The sequence below is a fragment of the Shigella dysenteriae genome (assembly GCF_022354085.1).
Lineage (GTDB): Bacteria > Pseudomonadota > Gammaproteobacteria > Enterobacterales > Enterobacteriaceae > Escherichia > Escherichia coli.
Window position 1 is genome coordinate 2,904,439 of sequence record NZ_CP055055.1, and the last position, 21,366, is coordinate 2,925,804.

The window sequence follows — 21,366 nt, forward strand, 5'->3', positions numbered from 1 at the left end:
GCCAGAAGGCGCGCCTCTGAATTATCCGACGGACAAACCGGGAACAGTGTAATTTCCCGGCAGGAGCGAAAAAATTGAAAGGCGCATCTTACTCTTTTCGCTTTCAAAAAAAAGAGTGGTCATCGCGTTAACACACCGCCCTGAGATGAATTAGTGATGTTTTGGCTGCACCGCAACATACATTTCGATATCCCAGTACCCATCTTCCGCGCCATTGTTCAAATAAACCTCGAAACAGGGCTTTGGTAACATTTCATAAGCACTGTCCTGCAAGAGGCTATTAAAGAACTGATACCAGGGTTTAGCAAAATCATCACCGACTACACGAGCTACCGCCACCGCATACTGACCACCTGAAATTTCTGTCAAAATGACGCCCTCACTGTTTTCGGGGAGCGTAAAGTAACCCGGCACCGTCACGACGGTGTCGCAGCGTAATTTTTCGGCGGGTGTTTCATCTGGATTGTCGTAATAGACAGCAACCCATTCCTTCGGCACAATATTTTTACTATCTACCCACATCATCAACTGCTCAAAACCTTTCTTTACCGTCTGTTCCCACGGGCCAACGAGATGGAAACCTGCAACGGTACGTTTCTCTTCCTGCTTAATCTCGTAGTTCATGACGCCTCCATTAACACTGTTTTTATATACAGTATAGTTGCAAAATTAAAACCACAAGGAATGAGTGTTGATTATGCGAGCAGACTCGCACTCCTGCCAGTCTGCTGCAAAAGAAAGGTCAGGCCTTATGGTGGAAATAATCACTCAGGCGGGAAAACATGCCGCCTTCCCCGACAGATTCCAGGGTAACCAGCGGCCAGTGCGCCACCTGTTTATCACGGTCGTAAAGTTCAATTTCCCCTACCCGCTGATGGGCGCTAATTGGCGCGGTGAGTTCTTTACCATCAAGGGTATATTTGGCTTTGATATGTGGAATTTCGGCTTTCGGTAGCACCATCCAGAACTCTTGGTCCGTTCCCAGGTCGATATTTTCTTTATCGCCATACCAGATGCGTTCCGTTCCGACCTTTTTCCCACGGTGCAAAATTTGCACCGTAGTAAAGTTTTGTTGCCCCCAACGCAGTAATTTTCTTGCCTCTTCCTCACGACCTTTTGCACTGTCAGCCCCCATTACCACTGCAATGAGACGACGCTGCCCATCTACAGCCGAAGCAATGAGATTAAACCCGGCACCAGAAGTATGACCCGTTTTCAGGCCGTCAATATTCATGGTTTTATCCCACAACAACCCGTTACGGTTTTGCTGGGTGATACCGTTCCAGGTGAGACTTTTCTCACTGTACATATGATAAAACTCGGGCTCGCCGTGGATGATAGCGCGAGAAAGCACAGCTAAATCATAAGCCGAGCTATGCTGACCTGGCGCATCCAGGCCATGCACTGTTTCAAAATGCGTATCCTTGAGATGCAGCTTCTCGGCATAGTTGTTCATCATTTCAACAAACTGCCGTTGCCCACCGGCAATATAGTCAGCCAGTGCAACACAAGCGTCATTTCCGGAATCCACAATTAAACCACGGCTTAAATCACGTACCGATACGCGATCGCCCTCTTTCAAAAACATCAGTGAAGAACCGACAAACACCGGATTATCTTTCGCCCACGCATCGCGCCCCACGGTGACAATATCGTCTGGCGTAATGCGATGACTATCGATAGCGCGATCCACGACATAACCCGTCATCAGCTTTGTCAGGCTGGCGGGATTGCGCTGTTGATGCTCATTACCCGCGGTGAGGATCTGACCGGTGGTGTAATCCATCAGTACCCAGGACCCGGCATGAATCTCAGGAGGCTGAGGTGAAAAAGGAATGTTTTCCGCCGCAAAACCAGACGATAAGTTAAAAACGAACAAAGAAGCAGCAATAATAAGACGGCGTTTCAACAGCAAACCCTCAGGAGTTTCAAATAGCTGTTCTTTTTACGGAAATACTTATGAACTGGCTGGAATAAAGTGCAAGAAAATGTGACTACCCTCTCATTTTTATCTGACATGATCTGTTGCCACTCGCTGCCAAATTGTCGCGCTAAAGCTGATTAGCACGGTGATATTTGATACTCTGGCAGACAGCAGAAATAACGGATTTAACCTAATGATGAATGACTGTAAGCAACAATCTACCTTTTTGTTTCACGATTACGAAACCTTTGGCACGCACCCCGCGTTAGATCGCCCTGCACAGTTCGCAGCCATTCGCACCGATAGCGAATTCAATGTCATCGGCGAACCCGAAGTCTTTTACTGCAAGCCTGCGGATGACTATTTACCCCAGCCTGGAGCAGTATTAATTACCGGTATTACCCCGCAGGAAGCACGGGCGAAAGGAGAAAACGAAGCCGCGTTTGCCGCCCGTATTCACTCGCTTTTTACCGTACCGAAGACCTGTATTCTGGGCTATAACAATGTGCGTTTCGACGACGAAGTCACACGCAACATTTTTTATCGTAATTTCTACGATCCTTACGCCTGGAGCTGGCAGCATGATAACTCGCGCTGGGATTTACTTGATGTTATGCGTGCCTGTTATGCGCTGCGCCCGGAAGGAATAAACTGGCCTGAAAATGATGACGGTCTACCGAGCTTTCGCCTTGAGCATTTAACCAAAGCTAATGGTATTGAACATAGCAACGCCCACGATGCGATGGCTGATGTGTACGCCACTATTGCGATGGCAAAGCTGGTAAAAACGAGTCAGCCACGCCTGTTTGATTATCTCTTTACCCATCGTAATAAACACAAACTGATGGCGTTGATTGATGTTCCGCAGATGAAACCCCTGGTTCACGTTTCCGGAATGTTTGGGGCATGGCGCGGCAATACCAGCTGGGTGGCACCGCTGGCGTGGCATCCTGAAAATCGCAATGCCGTAATTATGGTGGATTTGGCAGGAGACATTTCGCCATTACTGGAACTGGATAGCGACACATTGCGCGAGCGTTTATATACCGCAAAAACCGATCTTGGCGATAACGCCGCCGTTCCGGTTAAGCTGGTGCATATCAATAAATGTCCGGTGCTGGCCCAGGCGAATACGCTACGCCCGGAAGATGCCGACCGACTGGGAATTAATCGTCAGCATTGCCTCGATAACCTGAAAATTCTGCGTGAAAATCCGCAAGTGCGCGAAAAAGTGGTGGCGATATTCGCGGAAGCCGAACCGTTTACGCCTTCAGATAACGTGGATGCACAGCTTTATAACGGCTTTTTCAGTGACGCCGATCGTGCAGCAATGAAAATTGTGCTGGAAACCGAGCCGCGTAATTTACCGGCACTGGATATCACTTTTGTCGATAAACGGATTGAAAAGCTGTTGTTCAATTATCGGGCGCGCAACTTCCCGGGGTCGCTGGATTATGCCGAGCAGCAACGCTGGCTGGAGCACCGCCGCCAGGTATTCACACCCGAGTTTTTACAAGGCTATGCAGAAGAGATTCAGATGCTGGCGCAGCAGTATGCCGACGATAAAGAAAAAGTGGCGCTGTTAAAAGCGCTTTGGCAGTACGCGGAAGAGATCGTCTAGTTTGAAGCCTCCGCCGCTGATACGGCGGAGGACAATGTTGGGTCAGGCTTTTTGAACGGTGATGCTCCACGCAGCATCGCCAATCTGCTGATAATCGGTGATGGCATGTCCTTCTTCTGCCGCCCACTGTGGGATTGCTTCAGTTGCCTGGGTGCAATCAAACTCAATTACCAACTCATCGCCGCTGGCCATTTCTGCCAGTGCTGCTTTTGCTTCTATGAGTGGAAACGGACAGACCTGCGTCACCACATCCAGCTTTTTAATCGCCATCTTTACACCTTACTTAATTTGCCGCAGCAGTTGCCAGTCGCGCCTTACGCTGCGGTCGAACATACACAAGCCAGGACGCAGTCCAGACTCCGAGAATCATAAATACAAGGCCAACCCAGCCCTGCCAGGTCATCATTGCAGTCATAACCAGTCCATTACCGATAGAGCAACCACCTGCAATACTGGCACCGAAGCCCATCAGTACACCACCTAACCCGCTACGTAATGTTGTTTGTGCATCAGCTGCGCGAACGCGGAACTCACGGCTCGCTTTGGCTGCAATAAATGACCCCACGAAGATCCCTAACACCAGGAAAACGCCCCAGTTAATGTATTTCACGTCACCTGCGACCAGAAATTGCAGAATATTGGCCGTTGGGGAAGTGATTCCTAACCCAAACATGCGTCCGGTTGCTTCACTCAGGGGCCAGGCTAAAAGCGCAATCAAACCGATGAGTACAGCAGTGACAAAGGGATGCCAGCGTTTTTCAAACAGAATATGAGCGATCCCGGTTCGGCGCGGCGGTAAGGTCGCGACTTTCAGTTTTGGCTTCTTCAACTCTTTCATCACCACCCAGAGCGTTATCACCAGCAAAACGGTAACCAACGGCCACACAGACAAATTAAAAGTCTCAGCAATAGAGTTATGTTCAGTACTGTAGTGCTGCAAGGTTTGATTTAAACCACTGGCATGTGGAGAACGCATCACCGCACTCATCACCATATAAGTGAAAAGCGCGATCCAACTGCCGATCAATCCCTCACCCGCGCGATACCAGGTCCCGGTGGCACATCCACCCGCCAGAACAATTCCCAGCCCGAAGAGATACCCACCTATAACAGTACCAAGCCACGGGAACGCCCCGGCTTCGTAAGTCAGTAGGCCCGCCTGAATTAACGCAAAAACCCCCACGCTTTGTACCGAAATTGCAATCAGCAAGGCGTAAAACATGCGATTATTTTTCGCGATATACATATCGCGAAAACCACCAGTCAGGCAAAAACGCCCACGCTGCATGACAAATCCCAGCAGAGCACCACAAATTAGCCCGCTTAATATCATTGAAAACATAAATTAATTAACCAGATGAATGTTAATGGGGAAATTATTCATGACTGGTGGAATGCAGACCAATAACCAAATTCTCTAAATTAGAACAAATGGTTCTTAATGAGGATTTCGATAAAAAAGAATAAAAAAACCGGAGCCAAATATTCATTCGACTCCGGTTGATTATTAGAAAAGATGATTATGCTACGTCTTCGTACTGCGGAACCGGGTTACGGAAGCTCTTGGTGACGCAAGCCAGGTAAATCAGACCGATAGCAGCCCAGATCAGACCCAGAACCATTGAGCTTTCTTCCAGGTTAACCCACAGCGCACCAACGGTCAGCGCACCACACATCGGCAGGAACAGATACTGGAAGTGATCTTTCAGCGTCTTGTTACGCTTCTCACGGATCCAGAACTGCGAGATGACCGACAGGTTAACAAAGGTGAATGCCACCAGCGCACCAAAGTTAATCAGCGCCGTTGCCATTACCAGGTCGAAGTTGATTGCCAGCAGGGCAATCGCGCCAACCAGGATGATGTTCATCGCCGGAGTACGCCATTTCGGGTGTACATAACCGAAGAAGCTTTTCGGGAACACGCCGTCACGACCCATTACGTACATCAGACGCGCAACACCTGCGTGCGCCGCCATACCGGACGCCAGTACGGTAATGGTGGAGAAGATCAGCGCGCCAACCTGGAACGCTTTACCCGCAACGTACAGCATGATTTCAGGCTGCGACGCATCCGGATCTTTAAAGCGAGAGATATCCGGGAAGTACAGCTGCAGGAAGTAAGTTGCAAAGATGAAGATCATGCCGCCGATCAGCGCGGTCAGGAAAATCGCACGCGGGATCACGCGCTCTGCATCTTTGGTTTCTTCCGACAGGTTGCTGATGCCGTCAAAGCCGGTAAAGGAGAAGCACAGGATTGTCGCCCCGGTAATCATCGGGATAACATGCGCATCGCCAGACCAGAACGGACGAGTGCTCGCCAGCGTACCAGCGCCTTCACCTTCAAATACGCCATAAACAACCATGCCCAGAATCACCGCGATCAGCACCACCTGCAACACGACGATTACAGTGTTGAAGTTCGCTACAGATTTCAGACTACGCAGGTTAAAGGCGGTCATAAAGGCCACCAGCGCCACCACAAACATCCACGATGGGATGGAAGGCACCAGAGCTTCAAAATAAATTTTCGCCAGCAGAATGTTGATCATCGGCGCGAACAGATAGTCGAGCAGAGAAGACCAACCCACCATAAAGCCGACAGTCGGGCTAATGGATTTCTGGGCGTAAGTATATGCAGAGCCAGCAGAAGGATAGCGGCGAACCAGCTTCCCGTAGCTCAGAGCCGTAAACAGGATCGCAATCAATGCGAACGCATAGGCTGTCGGCACATGACCATCCGTGAGGCCTGAAACGATACCAAAAGTATCAAACAGCGTCATCGGCTGCATATAGGCAAGACCCATCATTACAACCGGAACTAACGTAAGCGTTTTACGCAATTCCACGCGAGAGGTGTTTGGAGTAACGTTATGCGACATGGTCATTCTCCTTTACGGTGATAACCGTCGCGTAAGCAAAAAATTGCCCCATTTTTTTGGATTCCTCAGCGACAACAACTGTCGATTTTTAGTAAATATCTATCCGGTACGAAGCCCGGCCTCTTGGTATGAATGATTGGTTTGAAGCAAAAAATAACCGACGCTGATGAAACGTCGGTTTTTAGTCATTTTTTGACAGCGGCGCATTGTGCCTAAATGGGGGGGAAATGACAAGAGAATGAGAGGCTTGTCATAATAATTTTTCTTTAAATGGCTGATTTTCCGTCATCAGATTTTGCATAAACACCGGCGATCGCACTATTTGCTAAAATTTCATCCCGCCACCAGCCACTGGCAAGCCCTGCGGTCTGTTCATTCCAGCCAATCCAGACGGGTTCAAAGAGAGTTTGGGCGACCACTTTCTTCTCGATTAACGCGCCACTATCGAGAAAACGTTGCGCCAGATAACGGGGTAAATAGCCGCAGCCGAGGCCGCTAATTTGCAGCTCCAGCTTGGTTTTAAAATCGAAAACGGTAATGGCTTCTTGTTCGTCGAGAAGTTGTGAGGCCGTAGAAGCGCCTGCCTGCACAGTGTCCCCCACCACAATCGCCCGATATCGCTTAATGATACGACGGTTTAACGGCTCTTCTTCCTGGGCTAACGGATGATGAGGCGCGACCGCAAAGACTTGTTCCAGATCGCCCAACCGCGAGAAACCAAACTCACTGGAAGATGGTGGCTCATGCATCGCGCCAACAATAATATCCGCTCGCCCCTGAGTCAGGGCATCCCAGGAACCACCGAGTACGCCATTGATAAACTTCAGGCGCGTCACGCTATGATGTTGATAAAAAGCTTCAATCAGTGGCGCAAGCAGAGAAAAAGGAAACGTGTCGTCCACGCCAATCACCAGCTCGTTTTCCCAGCCTTCATGCAGTTTGATCGCCTGCTTTTCCAGTTCTCGCACGGTATGCAGAACTTCCCGCCCTTTCTCTAATAACATTTTTCCGGTGCGGGTGAATTTAGCGCGGTGACCGCTACGATCAAGCAATTGAATATTAAGGTCGCTTTCCAGCTTGTGAACGGTGTAACTCAGAGCGGACGGCGTCTTGTAGAGTTTGGCCGACGCCGCCGCAAAACTGCCTTCTTTTTCTAAGGCATCGAGGATCATCAACACATCCAGCAGTGGTTTCATACACGCCCCCTTGCAGTGCATGCGGCGTCCTGCTGGCGTGATCGCTTACTCCAGCGGCATTACCAGCGGATCGGGATACTGGTATTCAAATCCCAGTTCATTACAAATCCGACTGCCATCAATAATCTTACCTTTGCCGCTGTCCAGACTATTTCTGAACTGCGGAGGTTCCAGCCCCAGTAAACGGGCCATCTGCGGATAGAAAACATTACGCGCAGGGTGAGCTGGCGCACATATATTATAGATGTGTCCGCCTTTAGGTGCCTGTAACAACAGAGTGATAGCGCCAATAACATCTTCTAAATGGACTAAATTAACACCATGTTCACCATCAGGCGCGGTTTTTCCGGCAAAGAAGCGTCCGGGATGACGTCCCGGTCCGACCAGGCCCGCAAGACGCAGAATATCGACCGAAGTACCGGGTAAATTGTGCAGCCAGTCTTCGAGTTCTTCTAATACTCGTCCACTGTTGGTCACCGGATTACGCGGGGTGGTTTCTTTCACCGTGCCTTGCGCGTCGCCATAGACAGACGTTGAGCTGGTAAAAATAATTCGGGGAATACGATGGGCCAGCGCGCTATCCACTAACTCTTGTACCGCTTGTAAATAGAACTCATCGCCGGGGCCGCTACGACGTGCCGGAAGCGTAATGACCAGCGCGTCGGCATCCATCAGGGCATCCAGATCGTCAGAATCGCAAACTAACTCAGGCTCCATGCGAAGCAGATAGCTATCAATGCCACTCATTCGGGCCGCTTCGACACCATCTTGTGTGGTTTTACTCCCGGTGACTTGCCAGCCTCGCGCTGAAAGTGACATCGCCAGCGGCATGCCTAACCACCCTAACCCGACAATTGCGACCTTTTTCATCCGTTATCTCCTGATACACCTTAGATCTATAAGGCTACGCTAGCGTATCAAAACTGACAATTCATTCTATGAATGAAATCGAAACGGTTAGCAAATATACCATTGCCTGATGCGCTCCGCTTATCAGTCCTACAAAAACTTCAATATATTGAATTTACGCAACATTTGTAGACCAGATAAGGCATTCACGCCGCATCCGGCAGGAACAAAGCCCACTTTAGTTACAGAACACAATGTTCTTGAGGGTTTTAATGACATATTTTCACGATTACTTTTTTAACGTAGTCACTCCAGGCCCCCTCCTTTCCCCGCTCATTCATTAAACAAATCCATCGCCATAAAATATATAAAAAAGCCCTTGCTTTCTAACGTGAAAGTGGTTTAGGTTAAAAGACATCAGTTGAATAAACATTCACAGAGACTTTTATGACACGCGTTCAATTTAAACACCACCATCATCACCATCATCCTGACTAGTCTTTCAGGCGATGTGTGCTGGAAGACATTCAGATCTTCCAGTGGTGCATGAACGCATGAGAAAGCCCCCGGAAGATCACCTTCCGGGGGCTTTTTTATTGCGCGGTTGATAACGGTTCAGACAGGTTTAAAGAGGAATAACAAAATGACAGACAACACTCGTTTACGCATAGCTATGCAGAAATCCGGCCGTTTAAGTGATGACTCTCGCGAATTGCTGGCGCGCTGTGGCATTAAAATCAATCTTCACACCCAGCGCCTGATCGCGATGGCAGAAAACATGCCGATTGATATTCTGCGCGTGCGTGACGACGACATTCCCGGTCTGGTAATGGACGGCGTGGTAGATCTTGGGATTATTGGCGAAAACGTGCTGGAAGAAGAACTGCTTAACCGCCGCGCCCAAGGTGAAGATCCACGCTACTTTACCCTGCGTCGTCTGGATTTCGGCGGCTGCCGTCTTTCGCTGGCAACGCCGGTTGATGAAGCCTGGGACGGCCCGCTCTCCTTAAACGGTAAACGTATCGCCACCTCTTATCCTCACCTGCTCAAGCGTTATCTCGACCAGAAAGGCATCTCTTTTAAATCCTGCTTACTGAACGGTTCTGTTGAAGTCGCCCCGCGTGCCGGACTGGCGGATGCGATTTGCGATCTGGTTTCCACCGGTGCCACGCTGGAAGCAAACGGCCTGCGCGAAGTCGAAGTTATCTACCGCTCGAAAGCCTGCCTGATCCAGCGCGATGGCGAAATGGAAGAATCTAAACAGCAACTGATCGACAAACTGCTGACCCGTATTCAGGGCGTGATCCAGGCGCGCGAATCAAAATACATCATGATGCACGCACCGACCGAACGTCTGGATGAAGTCATCGCCCTGCTGCCAGGTGCCGAACGCCCAACCATTCTGCCGCTGGCGGGTGACCAACAGCGCGTAGCGATGCACATGGTCAGTAGCGAAACCCTGTTCTGGGAAACGATGGAAAAACTGAAAGCGCTGGGTGCCAGTTCAATCCTGGTCCTGCCGATTGAGAAGATGATGGAGTGATCGCCATGAGCTTTAACACAATCATTGACTGGAATAGCTGTACTGCGGAGCAACAACGCCAGCTGTTAATGCGCCCGGCGATCTCCGCTTCTGAAAGCATTACACGCACTGTTAACGATATTCTCGATAGCGTGAAAGCACGCGGTGATGACGCCCTGCGGGAATACAGCGCGAAGTTTGATAAAACCACGGTTACCGCACTGAAGGTGTCTGCTGAGGAAATTGCCGCCGCTAGCGAACGCCTGAGCGACGAGCTAAAACAGGCGATGGCGGTGGCAGTAAAGAATATTGAAACCTTCCACACTGCGCAAAAACTGCCGCCGGTAGATGTAGAAACGCAGCCAGGCGTGCGTTGCCAGCAGGTCACGCGCCCGGTCGCTTCAGTTGGGTTGTATATTCCTGGCGGCTCCGCCCCGCTCTTCTCAACGGTATTAATGCTGGCAACTCCGGCGCGTATTGCGGGCTGTAAAAAAGTGGTGCTGTGCTCACCGCCGCCGATTGCCGATGAGATCCTTTATGCGGCGCAGTTGTGCGGTGTACAGGACGTGTTTAACGTCGGCGGCGCACAGGCCATTGCCGCGCTGGCGTTTGGTACAGAATCCGTGCCGAAAGTGGACAAAATCTTCGGGCCAGGTAACGCCTTTGTCACCGAAGCGAAACGTCAGGTGAGCCAGCGTCTGGACGGTGCGGCGATCGATATGCCCGCAGGCCCGTCGGAAGTGTTGGTGATTGCTGACAGCGGCGCTACGCCGGATTTCGTGGCTTCTGATTTGCTTTCTCAGGCTGAACACGGCCCGGACTCTCAGGTGATTTTACTGACGCCCGATGCTGATATGGCGCATCAAGTTGCCGAAGCTGTCGAACGCCAACTGGCAGAACTGCCGCGTGCCGAAACCGCCCGCCAGGCACTAAACGCCAGCCGCCTGATCGTGACTAAAGATTTAGCGCAGTGCGTGGAGATCTCCAACCAGTACGGCCCGGAGCACCTGATCATTCAGACCCGCAACGCCCGCGATCTGGTCGATGGCATCACCAGCGCCGGTTCGGTATTTCTTGGTGACTGGTCACCGGAATCGGCAGGTGATTACGCCTCCGGCACCAACCACGTTCTGCCGACTTACGGTTACACCGCCACCTGTTCCAGCCTCGGACTGGCGGATTTCCAGAAACGGATGACCGTGCAGGAACTGTCGAAAGTAGGTTTCTCCGCGCTGGCTTCGACCATTGAAACACTGGCCGCCGCCGAGCGCCTGACCGCCCACAAAAATGCCGTTACTTTGCGTGTTAACGCCCTTAAGGAGCAAGCATGAGCACCGTGACTATTACCGATTTAGCGCGTGAAAACGTCCGCAACCTGACGCCGTATCAGTCAGCGCGTCGTCTGGGCGGTAACGGCGATGTCTGGCTGAACGCCAACGAATATCCCACAGCCGTGGAGTTTCAGCTTACTCAGCAAACGCTCAACCGCTACCCGGAATGTCAGCCGAAAGCGGTGATTGAAAATTACGCGCAGTATGCAGGCGTGAAGCCGGAGCAGGTGCTGGTCAGCCGTGGCGCGGACGAAGGTATTGAACTGCTGATCCGCGCTTTTTGCGAACCGGGTAAAGACGCCATCCTCTACTGCCCGCCAACGTACGGCATGTACAGCGTCAGCGCCGAAACCATTGGCGTCGAGTGCCGCACCGTGCCGACGCTGGACAACTGGCAACTGGACTTACAGGGCATTTCCGACAAGCTGGACGGCGTAAAAGTGGTCTATGTTTGCAGCCCCAATAACCCCACCGGGCAACTGATTAATCCGCAAGATTTTCGCACTCTGCTGGAGTTAACCCGCGGAAAAGCCATTGTGGTTGCCGATGAAGCCTATATCGAGTTTTGCCCGCAGGCATCGCTGGCTGGCTGGCTGGCGGAATATCCGCACCTGGCTATTTTGCGCACACTGTCGAAAGCTTTTGCTCTGGCGGGCCTTCGTTGCGGATTTACGCTGGCAAACGAAGAAGTCATCAACCTGCTGATGAAAGTGATCGCCCCCTACCCGCTCTCGACGCCGGTTGCCGACATTGCGGCCCAGGCGTTAAGCCCGCAGGGAATCGTCGCTATGCGCGAACGAGTGACGCAAATTATTGCAGAACGCGAATACCTGATTGCCGCACTGAAAGAGATCCCCTGCGTAGAGCAGGTTTTCGACTCCGAAACCAACTACATTCTGGCGCGCTTTAAAGCCTCCAGCGCAGTGTTTAAATCTTTGTGGGATCAGGGCATTATCTTACGTGATCAGAATAAACAACCCTCTTTAAGCGGCTGCCTGCGAATTACCGTCGGAACCCGTGAAGAAAGCCAGCGCGTCATTGACGCCTTACGTGCGGAGCAAGTTTGATGAGTCAGAAGTATCTTTTTATCGATCGCGATGGAACCCTGATTAGCGAACCGCCGAGTGATTTTCAGGTGGACCGTTTTGACAAACTCGCCTTTGAACCGGGCGTGATCCCGCAGCTGCTGAAGCTGCAAAAAGCGGGCTACAAGCTGGTGATGATCACTAATCAGGATGGTCTTGGAACACAAAGTTTCCCGCAGGCGGATTTTGATGGCCCGCACAACCTGATGATGCAGATCTTCACCTCGCAAGGCGTGCAGTTTGATGAAGTGCTGATTTGTCCGCACCTGCCCGCCGATGAGTGCGACTGCCGTAAGCCGAAAGTAAAACTGGTGGAGCGTTATCTCGCTGAGCAAGCGATGGATCGCGCCAACAGTTATGTGATTGGCGATCGCGCGACCGACATTCAACTGGCGGAAAACATGGGTATTAATGGTTTACGCTACGACCGCGAAGCCCTGAACTGGCCGATGATTGGCCAGCAACTCACTAAACGAGACCGTTACGCCCATGTGGTGCGCAACACCAAAGAGACGCAAATTGATGTCCAGGTGTGGCTGGATCGCGAAGGTGGCAGCAAGATTAACACCGGCGTTGGATTCTTTGATCACATGCTGGATCAGATCGCCACCCACGGCGGTTTCCGTATGGAAATCAACGTCAAAGGCGACCTTTATATCGACGATCACCACACCGTCGAAGATACCGGCCTGGCGCTGGGCGAAGCGTTAAAAATTGCTCTTGGCGACAAACGCGGTATTTGCCGCTTTGGTTTTGTGCTGCCGATGGACGAATGCCTTGCCCGCTGCGCGCTGGATATCTCTGGTCGCCCGCACCTGGAATATAAAGCCGAGTTTACCTACCAGCGCGTAGGCGATCTCAGCACCGAGATGATCGAGCACTTCTTCCGTTCACTCTCTTACACCATGGGCGTGACGTTGCACCTGAAAACCAAAGGTAAAAACGATCACCACCGTGTAGAGAGCCTGTTCAAAGCCTTTGGTCGCACCCTGCGCCAGGCCATCCGCGTGGAAGGCGACACCCTGCCTTCGTCGAAAGGAGTGCTGTAATGAACGTGGTGATCCTTGATACCGGCTGCGCCAATCTGAACTCGGTGAAGTCTGCCATTGCGCGTCACGGTTATGAACCCAAAGTCAGCCGTGACCCGGACGTCGTGTTGCTGGCCGATAAACTGTTTTTACCCGGTGTTGGCACTGCGCAAGCAGCGATGGATCAGGTGCGTGAGCGCGAGCTGTTTGATCTCATCAAAGCCTGTACCCAACCGGTGCTGGGTATCTGCTTAGGGATGCAACTGCTGGGGCGACGCAGTGAAGAGAGCAACGGCGTCGATTTGCTGGGCATCATCGACGAAAACGTGCCGAAAATGACCGACTTTGGTCTGCCGCTGCCGCATATGGGCTGGAACCGCGTTTACCCGCAGGCAAGCAACCGCCTGTTTCAGGGGATTGAAGACGGCGCGTACTTTTACTTTGTTCACAGCTACGCAATGCCGGTCAATCCGTGGACCATTGCCCAATGTAATTACGGCGAACCGTTCACCGCGGCGGTACAAAAAGATAACTTCTACGGCGTGCAGTTCCACCCGGAGCGTTCTGGTGCCGCTGGCGCTAAGTTGCTGAAAAACTTCCTGGAGATGTGATGATTATTCCGGCATTAGATTTAATCGACGGCACCGTGGTGCGTCTCCATCAAGGCGATTACGGCAAACAGCGCGATTACGGTAACGACCCGCTGCCGCGCTTACAGGATTACGCCGCGCAGGGTGCCCAAGTGTTGCATCTGGTGGATCTGACCGGGGCAAAAGATCCGGCCAAACGTCAAATCCCGCTGATTAAAACCCTGGTCGCGGGCGTTAACGTTCCGGTGCAGGTTGGCGGCGGCGTGCGTAGCGAAGAAGATGTGGCGGCGTTACTGGAAGCGGGCGTTGCGCGCGTAGTGGTCGGCTCCACCGCGGTGAAATCACCAGATATGGTGAAAGGCTGGTTTGAACGCTTCGGTGCCGATGCCTTAGTGCTGGCGCTGGATGTCCGTATTGACGAGCAAGGCAACAAGCAGGTGGCGGTCAGCGGCTGGCAAGAGAATTCGGGCGTGTCGCTGGAACAACTGGTGGAAACCTATCTGCCCGTCGGCCTGAAACATGTGCTGTGTACCGATATCTCGCGCGACGGCACGCTGGCAGGTTCTAACGTCTCTTTATATGAAGAAGTGTGCGCCAGATATCCGCAGGTGGCATTTCAGTCATCCGGGGGCATTGGCGACATTAACGATGTTGCTGCCCTGCGTGGTACTGGCGTGCGCGGCGTAATAGTTGGTCGGGCATTACTGGAAGGTAAATTCACCGTGAAGGAGGCCATCGCATGCTGGCAAAACGCATAATTCCGTGTCTCGACGTTCGTGATGGTCAGGTGGTGAAAGGCGTACAGTTTCGCAACCATGAAATCATTGGCGATATCGTGCCGCTGGCAAAACGCTACGCCGAGGAAGGTGCAGACGAACTGGTGTTCTACGATATCACCGCTTCCAGCGATGGCCGTGTGGTAGATAAAAGCTGGGTATCTCGCGTGGCGGAAGTGATCGACATTCCGTTTTGTGTGGCGGGTGGGATTAAGTCTCTGGATGACGCCGCCAAAATTCTTTCCTTTGGCGCGGATAAAATCTCCATTAACTCCCCTGCGCTTGCGGACCCGACGTTAATTACTCACCTGGCGGATCGCTTTGGCGTGCAGTGTATTGTGGTCGGTATTGATACCTGGTACGACGCTGAAACCGGTAAATATCATGTGAATCAATATACCGGCGATGAAAGCCGCACCCGCGTCACTCAATGGGAAACGCTCGACTGGGTACAGGAAGTGCAAAAACGCGGTGCCGGAGAAATCGTCCTCAACATGATGAATCAGGACGGCGTGCGTAACGGTTACGACCTCGAACAGCTGAAAAAAGTGCGTGAAGTTTGCCACGTCCCGCTGATTGCCTCCGGTGGCGCGGGCACCATGGAACACTTCCTCGAAGCCTTCCGCGATGCCGACGTTGACGGCGCGCTGGCGGCTTCCGTATTCCACAAACAAATAATCAATATTGGTGAATTAAAAGCGTACCTGGCAACACAGGGCGTGGAGATCAGGATATGTTAACAGAACAACAACGTCGCGAACTGGACTGGGAAAAAACCGACGGACTTATGCCGGTGATTGTGCAGCACGCGGTATCCGGTGAAGTGTTAATGCTGGGCTATATGAACCCGGAAGCCTTAGATAAAACCATCGAAAGCGGCAAAGTCACCTTCTTCTCGCGCACTAAACAGCGACTGTGGACCAAAGGCGAAACGTCGGGCAATTTCCTCAATGTGGTGAGTATTGCGCCGGACTGCGACAACGACACGTTACTGGTGCTGGCGAATCCCATCGGGCCAACTTGCCACAAAGGCACCAGCAGCTGCTTCGGCGACACCGCTCACCAGTGGCTGTTCCTGTATCAACTGGAACAATTGCTCGCCGAACGCAAATCTGCCGACCCGGAAACCTCTTACACCGCCAAACTGTATGCCAGCGGCACCAAACGCATTGCGCAGAAAGTGGGCGAAGAAGGCGTGGAAACCGCACTGGCAGCGACGGTACATGACCGCTTTGAGCTGACCAACGAGGCATCTGACTTGATGTATCACCTGCTGGTGTTGTTGCAGGATCAGGATCTGGATTTAACAACGGTGATTGAGAACCTGCGTAAACGTCATCAGTGAGTTGCGGGGTAAGCAGATGCGATGTTGTCGTCGCATCCGGCAAAAAAAACGGGCAAGGTGTCACCACCCTGCCCATTTTCTTTAAAACCGAAAAGATTACTTCGCGTTGTAATTACGCAGAGCATTACGCCCCAACACAATCCCCGCGCCAACCATGCCGCCCAGCAGCACCGCCAGAATCAAGGTGATTGCCTTTTTCGGACTATCGCGACGAATAGGTAACGTCGGTTTCATCACATAACGGTAAGCATGAATATCAAGATCATCAACTTTTAAGCTTTCGATATCCAGCAGGTTTTGACGTGTCTGATAGTAGTTTGGTGAGAACACCAACGGACGGGTCGCCTCGTGCTTAATCATCGACTCCAGCGCTTCGCTCCCCAAAAGGAACAACGTATCTTGCGTGATATCTTCGCCAGTCTGTTGAATTTGCGGTTTTGTCACCTGCGCCTGATTCGCATACTGCAACGCTTCCTGAATCTGACGGATACGCAGATCTTTCTGCTCTTGCGCGACTACTTCCTGAGTTCTTAAAGAGTCCTGCAAGTTTTTCCGTCCCAGAGCAATGTTGTCTTTTAGATCCTTTTCTAGCTCTTGATTCACTTTATCATCAACTTGCTGAATGTATTGGGCCAACTTCATTTGTGCGCCCTCTGCTGTTTGCCCAACATAAGAAACAGTCAATGGTAATTGCTGGTTCTTAACAGAAGGTTCGATGGTAAGTTTTTCTGGTTCTTCCTGATTATCCAGCGTTTCTGCTAATGCAGAGAAGGCAGAACTGAAGCGACCAATTAACGTCTCCTGTAAATCCGATACTTTCGGCGCAGCCTGACCATAGATAACATTCATGGCATTGTTATAGCCAGCAATTTGCCCCACGTCGGGCTGAGTGATAATTGCTGTTGACGTCCATTTCTCCTTCGCTACTGCCAAATAACCAATAGCCAGGGCAATAGCCACAATGACGGAAATGATGATTGTCATCTTGCCACGCCACAACTGCACTAGTAAATCAATCAAATCAATCTGTTCCGGGTCATGGTTTTGCCCAGAAACATTATTATTTTCTACTCTCATCATTACCCTAAGTGACGGAAATTTCCAAGTCCGCATAGTTTAGCGATAATCCTCGTGAATGCTATAGGATAAGTGATAAAAATAATGAATTGTTGCGTAAGTAACAAAAGACAATCAGGGCGTAAATAGCCCTGATAACAAGATGTTAGTCGCTGCCAAAGAGATCGCGGGTGTATACCTTATCTGCCACATCCTTAAGCTCTTCTGCCATTCGGTTAGAGATAATGACGTCGGCTTGTTGTTTGAAGGTGGCGAGATCACGTTCCAGGCGAGAGTTGAAGAATGAGTCTTCTTTCATCACTGGCTCGTAGATGATCACTTCAACACCTTTCGCCTTGATACGTTTCATAATCCCCTGAATAGAAGACGCACGGAAGTTATCTGAACCGCTCTTCATAATCAGACGATAAATACCCACCACTTGCGGCTTGCGTGACAAAATGGCATCGGCAATAAAATCTTTACGCGTGCGGTTAGCATCGACAATTGCCGAGATCAGGTTATTCGGCACAGACTGATAGTTCGCCAGTAACTGCTTAGTATCTTTCGGCAAACAATAACCACCATAACCAAACGACGGATTGTTGTAATGGTTGCCAATACGTGGGTCGAGACAAACGCCTTCGATTATTTGACGGGAATTCAGACCTAAACTTTCTGCATAGCTATCCAGTTCGTTAAAGTATGCTACGCGCATCGCCAGGTAGGTGTTTGCAAAAAGTTTAATCGCTTCTGCTTCGGTTGAGTCGGTAAACAGGGTCGGGATATTTTGCTTAATCGCGCCTTCCTGTAACAGAGCAGCAAAACGTTCTGCGCGTTCTGAACGCTCACCAATGACAATACGTGAAGGATGGAGATTATCGTAAAGAGCTTTACCTTCACGGAGAAATTCCGGAGAGAAAATAATATTTTCAGTACGATATTTCTTATGCATCGCTGCGGTAAAACCAACGGGAACCGTTGATTTGATGACCATAACCGCATAAGGGTTTATCTCAACTACGTCTTTAATTACTGATTCTACACTGGATGTATTGAAATAATTAGTTTTAGGATCATAGTCGGTTGGAGTGGCGATGATGACATAATCAGCATCCCGGTAGGCTTCATTTTTATCTAATGTGGCATTAAAGTGTATTTTATCTGCTTGCAAAAACTGCTGAATTTCCTTATCAACAATAGGAGATATCCGATCATTCAGCATAGCAACGCGTGACGGTAAAATATCTAATGCCACAACCTCATGATTTTGTGCGATTAGAAGCCCGTTTGACAAGCCTACATAGCCAGTACCGGAAATGGTGATTTTCATTTCATGCTCTCAGAATTAACTTAACTGTGAATCATGATGTTTTTAGCATCCTGATAAGAGCTAAAAGTTTTAACGCTACGTTGTTCGATGGTCAACGCAACGAAAAACAATTCAGATTTTCTTTATAAGAATAGCTGATATTTATTAAGTTAATATTAAGCAGTGAAATTTAGTCTATAAGATAATTGGCAAAAAAAAGCCCGGTGCAATATACGCCGGGCCTCAATTTTATTGTTGGTTAAATCAGATTAATCCAGCCATTCAGTATGGAACACACCTTCTTTATCAATGCGCTTATAAGTATGCGCACCGAAATAGTCACGCTGTGCCTGGATCAGGTTCGCAGGCAGAACAGCGGCACGGTAGCTATCGTAATAGGCAACCGCAGCAGCGAAGGTCGGAACCGGGATACCGTTCTGTACTGCATAAGCAACGACATCACGCAGCGCCTGCTGGTAGTCATCGGCAATTTGCTTGAAGTACGGAGCCAGCAGCAGGTTAGCGATCTGCGGATTTTCGGCATAAGCATCGGTGATTTTCTGCAAGAACTGCGCACGGATGATGCAGCCAGCACGGAAAATCTTCGCGATTTCGCCGTAATTCAGATCCCAGTTGTACTCTTCAGACGCCGCACGCAGCTGAGAGAAGCCCTGAGCGTAAGAAACGATTTTGCCCAGATACAGAGCACGACGAACTTTTTCGATGAACTCACCTTTGTCGCCAGCTGGCTGCGCTTGCGGGCCAGAGAGAACTTTAGATGCGGCAACACGCTGCTCTTTCAGAGAAGAGATATAACGTGCAAACACAGACTCGGTAATCAGCGACAGCGGTTCTCCGAGATCCAGCGCGCTCTGGCTGGTCCATTTACCGGTACCTTTGTTAGCCGCTTCATCCAGGATCACATCAACCAGGTAGTTACCGTCTTCATCTTTTTTAGTGAAGATGTCTTTGGTGATGTCGATCAGGTAGCTGCTCAGTTCACCGTTATTCCACTCGGTAAAGGTCTGTGCCAGTTCTTCGTTAGAGAGATTCAGGCCGCCTTTCAGGAGAGAATAGGCTTCAGCAATCAGTTGCATATCACCGTATTCAATACCGTTGTGAACCATCTTCACATAGTGACCCGCGCCATCGGCACCAATATAGGTAACGCACGGTTCGCCATCTTCAGCAACGGCGGCGATTTTGGTCAGGATCGGAGCAACCAGTTCATAGGCTTCTTTCTGCCCACCAGGCATGATGGAAGGCCCTTTCAGCGCCCCCTCTTCACCGCCGGAAACACCGGTACCGATGAAGTTAAAACCTTCGGCAGAAAGCTCACGGTTACGACGAATGGTGTCCTGGAAGAAGGTGTTACCACCATCAATGATGATGTCACCTTTATCGAGGTATGGCTTGAGAGAATCAATAGCAGCATCCGTGCCTGCACCTGCTTTCACCATTAACAGGATGCGACGAGGCGTTTCCAGAGATTCAACAAACTCTTTCACCGTATAGTAAGGAACCAGTTTCTTGCCTGGATTTTCGGCAATCACTTCTTCCGTCTTTTCACGGGAGCGGTTGAAAATAGAGACGGTATAACCACGGCTTTCGATGTTGAGCGCAAGGTTGCGCCCCATCACTGCCATACCGACTACGCCGATCTGTTGCTTTGACATTGTTTACTCCTGTCAGGGGTGGTCACCGCGAGAGCGGCTTGAAATACAATTAATGCGCTTATAGTCATGCCATATATTGTAAAATATTTGAAGTTTAACAGAGTTAATAGCAATCCTCATACATTTCTGCTATTCGTCTCCAAGTGTATTTCTGGTTAGCAATTTCTTTCATTTTCGTGCCAGAGACACCTAATGATAGCTCACAATGCATTATGATTTTCTCTGCGAGGTCAGATTCATTAGAAAAATAACATGCTTCATTTTCAGTAGTGTACCTATTAAACTTACAATCATATGCAAATATAGGTTTACTAAAATGCATTGCCTCGACTAAAGAAGGGTTTGTTCCTCCAGCCGAATGACCATGTATATATCCTATGCAATTATTTCGTAAGTGAAATAATTGTTGAAGATCATAAATCGGATCAATCATTTCAATATTTGGATAGTTAGAATAATGCAGCCTAAGTTTCTTTCCGAACTCGCTGCCATTCCAATTTCCAATAAATTTTATTTTATATTTTAGCTTTGAAAATGTTTTTAAAATTAATTCTACATTGTTTTCGGGTTCGATACGACATACAGAAAGGTAGTAATCGCTTTTATAATTTCTTGTTGTAAATACATCCTCAGTATTTAACCATGCATGATCCCCTCCATAGGCAATAACTCGGCTATCTTTATTATACTCGTTAAAAACGTACTCAGAAATTGCCTCATTATCCGTAATAACGACATCCGAATATTGAACTGCGATTTTTTCTGAAAATTTTAAGAAACGTTTCACTTTTGAATTCCATTTATCTCTTCGCCATTCCAAGCCATCAATATTAGTAATAAACTTAGCGCGTGTTAAGAGTTTGAAGAAAGGCAAAAATGAACAACCAGAAACCCCTAATATCAGAATCACATCAGGCTTCAAAAAAATAGAATATGCTAACGAAATTATGTCATACGCAATGCTCTGCCATCCATTGGCTTTAAGCGGAATATAAATTAAACGAGCCCCATTATGTTTTTTTTGGGGGGATTTGTAGTGAAACGATGAACAAAAAACATTATATTCAACTCCCGAGGAATTGTATCTTGTTAAATTTTCAACTAATGTTTCAAATCCGCCATATGATGCTGGTATGCCAACAGTACCGATAATAGCAATTTTTTTCATAAGGATAC

At 49.7% G+C, this 21,366-nt stretch carries 22 protein-coding genes and 1 other annotated feature; of the genes, 10 read left to right on the forward strand and 12 right to left on the reverse strand.

Annotated features, from left to right (window positions below; genetic code table 11):
* Positions 1 to 150: 150 nt before the first annotated feature.
* Together sbmC and dacD are read right to left on the reverse strand one after the other, a co-directional pair.
* On the reverse strand, positions 151 to 624 hold the full coding sequence (gene sbmC, locus HUZ68_RS14055) for a DNA gyrase inhibitor SbmC (RefSeq protein WP_001105414.1): 474 nt from the start codon (positions 622 to 624) through the stop codon (positions 151 to 153).
* 118 nt (positions 625 to 742) lie between these two features.
* Positions 743 to 1,909, reverse strand: a complete 1,167-nt coding sequence (gene dacD, locus HUZ68_RS14060) for a serine-type D-Ala-D-Ala carboxypeptidase DacD (protein ID WP_032224278.1) — start codon at positions 1,907 to 1,909, stop codon at positions 743 to 745.
* Between the two features lie 208 nt (positions 1,910 to 2,117).
* Between dacD and sbcB the strand changes: the two genes are divergently transcribed.
* On the forward strand, positions 2,118 to 3,545 hold the full coding sequence (sbcB, locus tag HUZ68_RS14065; protein ID WP_239593903.1) for an exodeoxyribonuclease I: 1,428 nt from the start codon (positions 2,118 to 2,120) through the stop codon (positions 3,543 to 3,545).
* Between the two features lie 42 nt (positions 3,546 to 3,587).
* Here the strand turns inward: sbcB and tsuB are convergent, their stop codons facing one another.
* The 6 genes from tsuB to HUZ68_RS14095 form a co-directional block, all read right to left on the reverse strand.
* Positions 3,588 to 3,815, reverse strand: a complete 228-nt coding sequence (tsuB, locus tag HUZ68_RS14070; RefSeq protein WP_000985273.1) for a thiosulfate utilization sulfurtransferase TsuB/YeeD — start codon at positions 3,813 to 3,815, stop codon at positions 3,588 to 3,590.
* A gap of 13 nt (positions 3,816 to 3,828) precedes the next feature.
* The gene (tsuA, locus tag HUZ68_RS14075; protein ID WP_239593904.1) at positions 3,829 to 4,887 is read right to left on the reverse strand and encodes a thiosulfate utilization transporter TsuA/YeeE; all 1,059 of its coding nucleotides are present in this window, start codon (positions 4,885 to 4,887) and stop codon (positions 3,829 to 3,831) included.
* Positions 4,888 to 5,065: 178 nt separating this feature from the next.
* On the reverse strand, positions 5,066 to 6,424 hold the full coding sequence (gene plaP, locus HUZ68_RS14080) for a putrescine/proton symporter PlaP (protein ID WP_000019197.1): 1,359 nt from the start codon (positions 6,422 to 6,424) through the stop codon (positions 5,066 to 5,068).
* Positions 6,414 to 6,476: a membrane protein YoeI gene (gene yoeI, locus HUZ68_RS14085; RefSeq protein ID WP_010723108.1), complete on the reverse strand. Its 63-nt coding sequence runs from the start codon at positions 6,474 to 6,476 to the stop codon at positions 6,414 to 6,416. The genes plaP and yoeI overlap by 11 nt, the downstream gene beginning before the upstream one ends.
* A gap of 214 nt (positions 6,477 to 6,690) precedes the next feature.
* Positions 6,691 to 7,620 (reverse strand): LysR substrate-binding domain-containing protein, encoded by a 930-nt coding sequence (locus HUZ68_RS14090; RefSeq protein WP_160399157.1) that lies wholly within the window; start codon positions 7,618 to 7,620, stop codon positions 6,691 to 6,693.
* A gap of 45 nt (positions 7,621 to 7,665) precedes the next feature.
* Positions 7,666 to 8,490, reverse strand: coding sequence for an SDR family oxidoreductase (locus tag HUZ68_RS14095; protein WP_000754737.1), 825 nt, complete (start codon positions 8,488 to 8,490; stop codon positions 7,666 to 7,668).
* 426 nt (positions 8,491 to 8,916) lie between these two features.
* Here HUZ68_RS14095 and hisL point away from each other — a divergent pair, with 426 nt between their 5' ends.
* From hisL to hisIE, 9 genes are all read left to right on the forward strand, one after another.
* The gene (hisL, locus tag HUZ68_RS14100) at positions 8,917 to 8,967 is read left to right on the forward strand and encodes a his operon leader peptide (protein WP_001364200.1); all 51 of its coding nucleotides are present in this window, start codon (positions 8,917 to 8,919) and stop codon (positions 8,965 to 8,967) included.
* Positions 8,943 to 9,066 (forward strand) — a sequence feature (His leader region). It overlaps the preceding gene by 25 nt.
* 46 nt (positions 9,067 to 9,112) lie before the next feature.
* Complete coding sequence (hisG, locus tag HUZ68_RS14105; protein ID WP_000131782.1) at positions 9,113 to 10,012, forward strand: ATP phosphoribosyltransferase; 900 nt, start codon at positions 9,113 to 9,115, stop codon at positions 10,010 to 10,012.
* A gap of 5 nt (positions 10,013 to 10,017) precedes the next feature.
* Positions 10,018 to 11,322, forward strand: a complete 1,305-nt coding sequence (hisD, locus tag HUZ68_RS14110; protein ID WP_239593905.1) for a histidinol dehydrogenase — start codon at positions 10,018 to 10,020, stop codon at positions 11,320 to 11,322.
* On the forward strand, positions 11,319 to 12,389 hold the full coding sequence (hisC, locus tag HUZ68_RS14115) for a histidinol-phosphate transaminase (protein WP_001362957.1): 1,071 nt from the start codon (positions 11,319 to 11,321) through the stop codon (positions 12,387 to 12,389). The genes hisD and hisC overlap by 4 nt, the downstream gene beginning before the upstream one ends.
* On the forward strand, positions 12,389 to 13,456 hold the full coding sequence (gene hisB, locus HUZ68_RS14120) for a bifunctional histidinol-phosphatase/imidazoleglycerol-phosphate dehydratase HisB (protein ID WP_089676584.1): 1,068 nt from the start codon (positions 12,389 to 12,391) through the stop codon (positions 13,454 to 13,456). The genes hisC and hisB overlap by 1 nt, the downstream gene beginning before the upstream one ends.
* A complete protein-coding gene (hisH, locus tag HUZ68_RS14125) occupies positions 13,456 to 14,046 on the forward strand; it encodes an imidazole glycerol phosphate synthase subunit HisH (RefSeq protein ID WP_089676586.1) in 591 nt (196 codons plus the stop codon). The genes hisB and hisH overlap by 1 nt, the downstream gene beginning before the upstream one ends.
* Complete coding sequence (gene hisA, locus HUZ68_RS14130; RefSeq protein WP_089676588.1) at positions 14,046 to 14,783, forward strand: 1-(5-phosphoribosyl)-5-[(5-phosphoribosylamino)methylideneamino]imidazole-4-carboxamide isomerase; 738 nt, start codon at positions 14,046 to 14,048, stop codon at positions 14,781 to 14,783. Before hisH ends, hisA begins: the two co-directional genes overlap by 1 nt.
* Positions 14,765 to 15,541 (forward strand): imidazole glycerol phosphate synthase subunit HisF, encoded by a 777-nt coding sequence (hisF, locus tag HUZ68_RS14135; RefSeq protein WP_000880151.1) that lies wholly within the window; start codon positions 14,765 to 14,767, stop codon positions 15,539 to 15,541. The genes hisA and hisF overlap by 19 nt, the downstream gene beginning before the upstream one ends.
* Positions 15,535 to 16,146, forward strand: a complete 612-nt coding sequence (hisIE, locus tag HUZ68_RS14140) for a bifunctional phosphoribosyl-AMP cyclohydrolase/phosphoribosyl-ATP diphosphatase HisIE (RefSeq protein WP_000954893.1) — start codon at positions 15,535 to 15,537, stop codon at positions 16,144 to 16,146. The genes hisF and hisIE overlap by 7 nt, the downstream gene beginning before the upstream one ends.
* A 96-nt stretch (positions 16,147 to 16,242) precedes the next feature.
* On the opposite strand, the gene wzzB is transcribed toward hisIE, so the two are convergent.
* The 4 genes from wzzB to HUZ68_RS14160 all read right to left on the reverse strand — a co-directional run bounded on the left by wzzB (position 16,243) and on the right by HUZ68_RS14160 (position 21,358).
* Positions 16,243 to 17,223: an LPS O-antigen chain length determinant protein WzzB gene (wzzB, locus tag HUZ68_RS14145; protein ID WP_001350693.1), complete on the reverse strand. Its 981-nt coding sequence runs from the start codon at positions 17,221 to 17,223 to the stop codon at positions 16,243 to 16,245.
* 145 nt (positions 17,224 to 17,368) lie between these two features.
* On the reverse strand, positions 17,369 to 18,535 hold the full coding sequence (ugd, locus tag HUZ68_RS14150; protein WP_000704848.1) for a UDP-glucose 6-dehydrogenase: 1,167 nt from the start codon (positions 18,533 to 18,535) through the stop codon (positions 17,369 to 17,371).
* 248 nt (positions 18,536 to 18,783) lie between these two features.
* The gene (gndA, locus tag HUZ68_RS14155; RefSeq protein ID WP_000043472.1) at positions 18,784 to 20,190 is read right to left on the reverse strand and encodes an NADP-dependent phosphogluconate dehydrogenase; all 1,407 of its coding nucleotides are present in this window, start codon (positions 20,188 to 20,190) and stop codon (positions 18,784 to 18,786) included.
* A 103-nt stretch (positions 20,191 to 20,293) separates the two neighbouring features.
* A complete protein-coding gene (locus tag HUZ68_RS14160; protein ID WP_042054577.1) occupies positions 20,294 to 21,358 on the reverse strand; it encodes a DUF1972 domain-containing protein in 1,065 nt (354 codons plus the stop codon).
* Between the last annotated feature and the right edge of the window lie 8 nt (positions 21,359 to 21,366).

Excerpts from the sequence above, each read along its gene's own strand:
- sbmC (WP_001105414.1), bottom strand. The coding sequence starts at position 624 with ATGAACTACGAGATTAAGCAGGAAGAGAAACGTACCGTTGCAGGTTTC.
- sbcB (WP_239593903.1), top strand. The coding sequence starts at position 2,118 with ATGATGAATGACTGTAAGCAACAATCTACCTTTTTGTTTCACGATTAC.
- tsuB (WP_000985273.1), bottom strand. The coding sequence starts at position 3,815 with ATGGCGATTAAAAAGCTGGATGTGGTGACGCAGGTCTGTCCGTTTCCA.
- tsuA (WP_239593904.1), bottom strand. The coding sequence starts at position 4,887 with ATGTTTTCAATGATATTAAGCGGGCTAATTTGTGGTGCTCTGCTGGGA.
- plaP (WP_000019197.1), bottom strand. The coding sequence starts at position 6,424 with ATGTCGCATAACGTTACTCCAAACACCTCTCGCGTGGAATTGCGTAAA.
- HUZ68_RS14090 (WP_160399157.1), bottom strand. The coding sequence starts at position 7,620 with ATGAAACCACTGCTGGATGTGTTGATGATCCTCGATGCCTTAGAAAAA.
- HUZ68_RS14095 (WP_000754737.1), bottom strand. The coding sequence starts at position 8,490 with ATGAAAAAGGTCGCAATTGTCGGGTTAGGGTGGTTAGGCATGCCGCTG.
- hisG (WP_000131782.1), top strand. The coding sequence starts at position 9,113 with ATGACAGACAACACTCGTTTACGCATAGCTATGCAGAAATCCGGCCGT.
- hisD (WP_239593905.1), top strand. The coding sequence starts at position 10,018 with ATGAGCTTTAACACAATCATTGACTGGAATAGCTGTACTGCGGAGCAA.
- hisC (WP_001362957.1), top strand. The coding sequence starts at position 11,319 with ATGAGCACCGTGACTATTACCGATTTAGCGCGTGAAAACGTCCGCAAC.
- hisB (WP_089676584.1), top strand. The coding sequence starts at position 12,389 with ATGAGTCAGAAGTATCTTTTTATCGATCGCGATGGAACCCTGATTAGC.
- hisH (WP_089676586.1), top strand. The coding sequence starts at position 13,456 with ATGAACGTGGTGATCCTTGATACCGGCTGCGCCAATCTGAACTCGGTG.
- hisA (WP_089676588.1), top strand. The coding sequence starts at position 14,046 with ATGATTATTCCGGCATTAGATTTAATCGACGGCACCGTGGTGCGTCTC.
- hisF (WP_000880151.1), top strand. The coding sequence starts at position 14,765 with ATGCTGGCAAAACGCATAATTCCGTGTCTCGACGTTCGTGATGGTCAG.
- hisIE (WP_000954893.1), top strand. The coding sequence starts at position 15,535 with ATGTTAACAGAACAACAACGTCGCGAACTGGACTGGGAAAAAACCGAC.
- wzzB (WP_001350693.1), bottom strand. The coding sequence starts at position 17,223 with ATGAGAGTAGAAAATAATAATGTTTCTGGGCAAAACCATGACCCGGAA.
- ugd (WP_000704848.1), bottom strand. The coding sequence starts at position 18,535 with ATGAAAATCACCATTTCCGGTACTGGCTATGTAGGCTTGTCAAACGGG.
- gndA (WP_000043472.1), bottom strand. The coding sequence starts at position 20,190 with ATGTCAAAGCAACAGATCGGCGTAGTCGGTATGGCAGTGATGGGGCGC.
- HUZ68_RS14160 (WP_042054577.1), bottom strand. The coding sequence starts at position 21,358 with ATGAAAAAAATTGCTATTATCGGTACTGTTGGCATACCAGCATCATAT.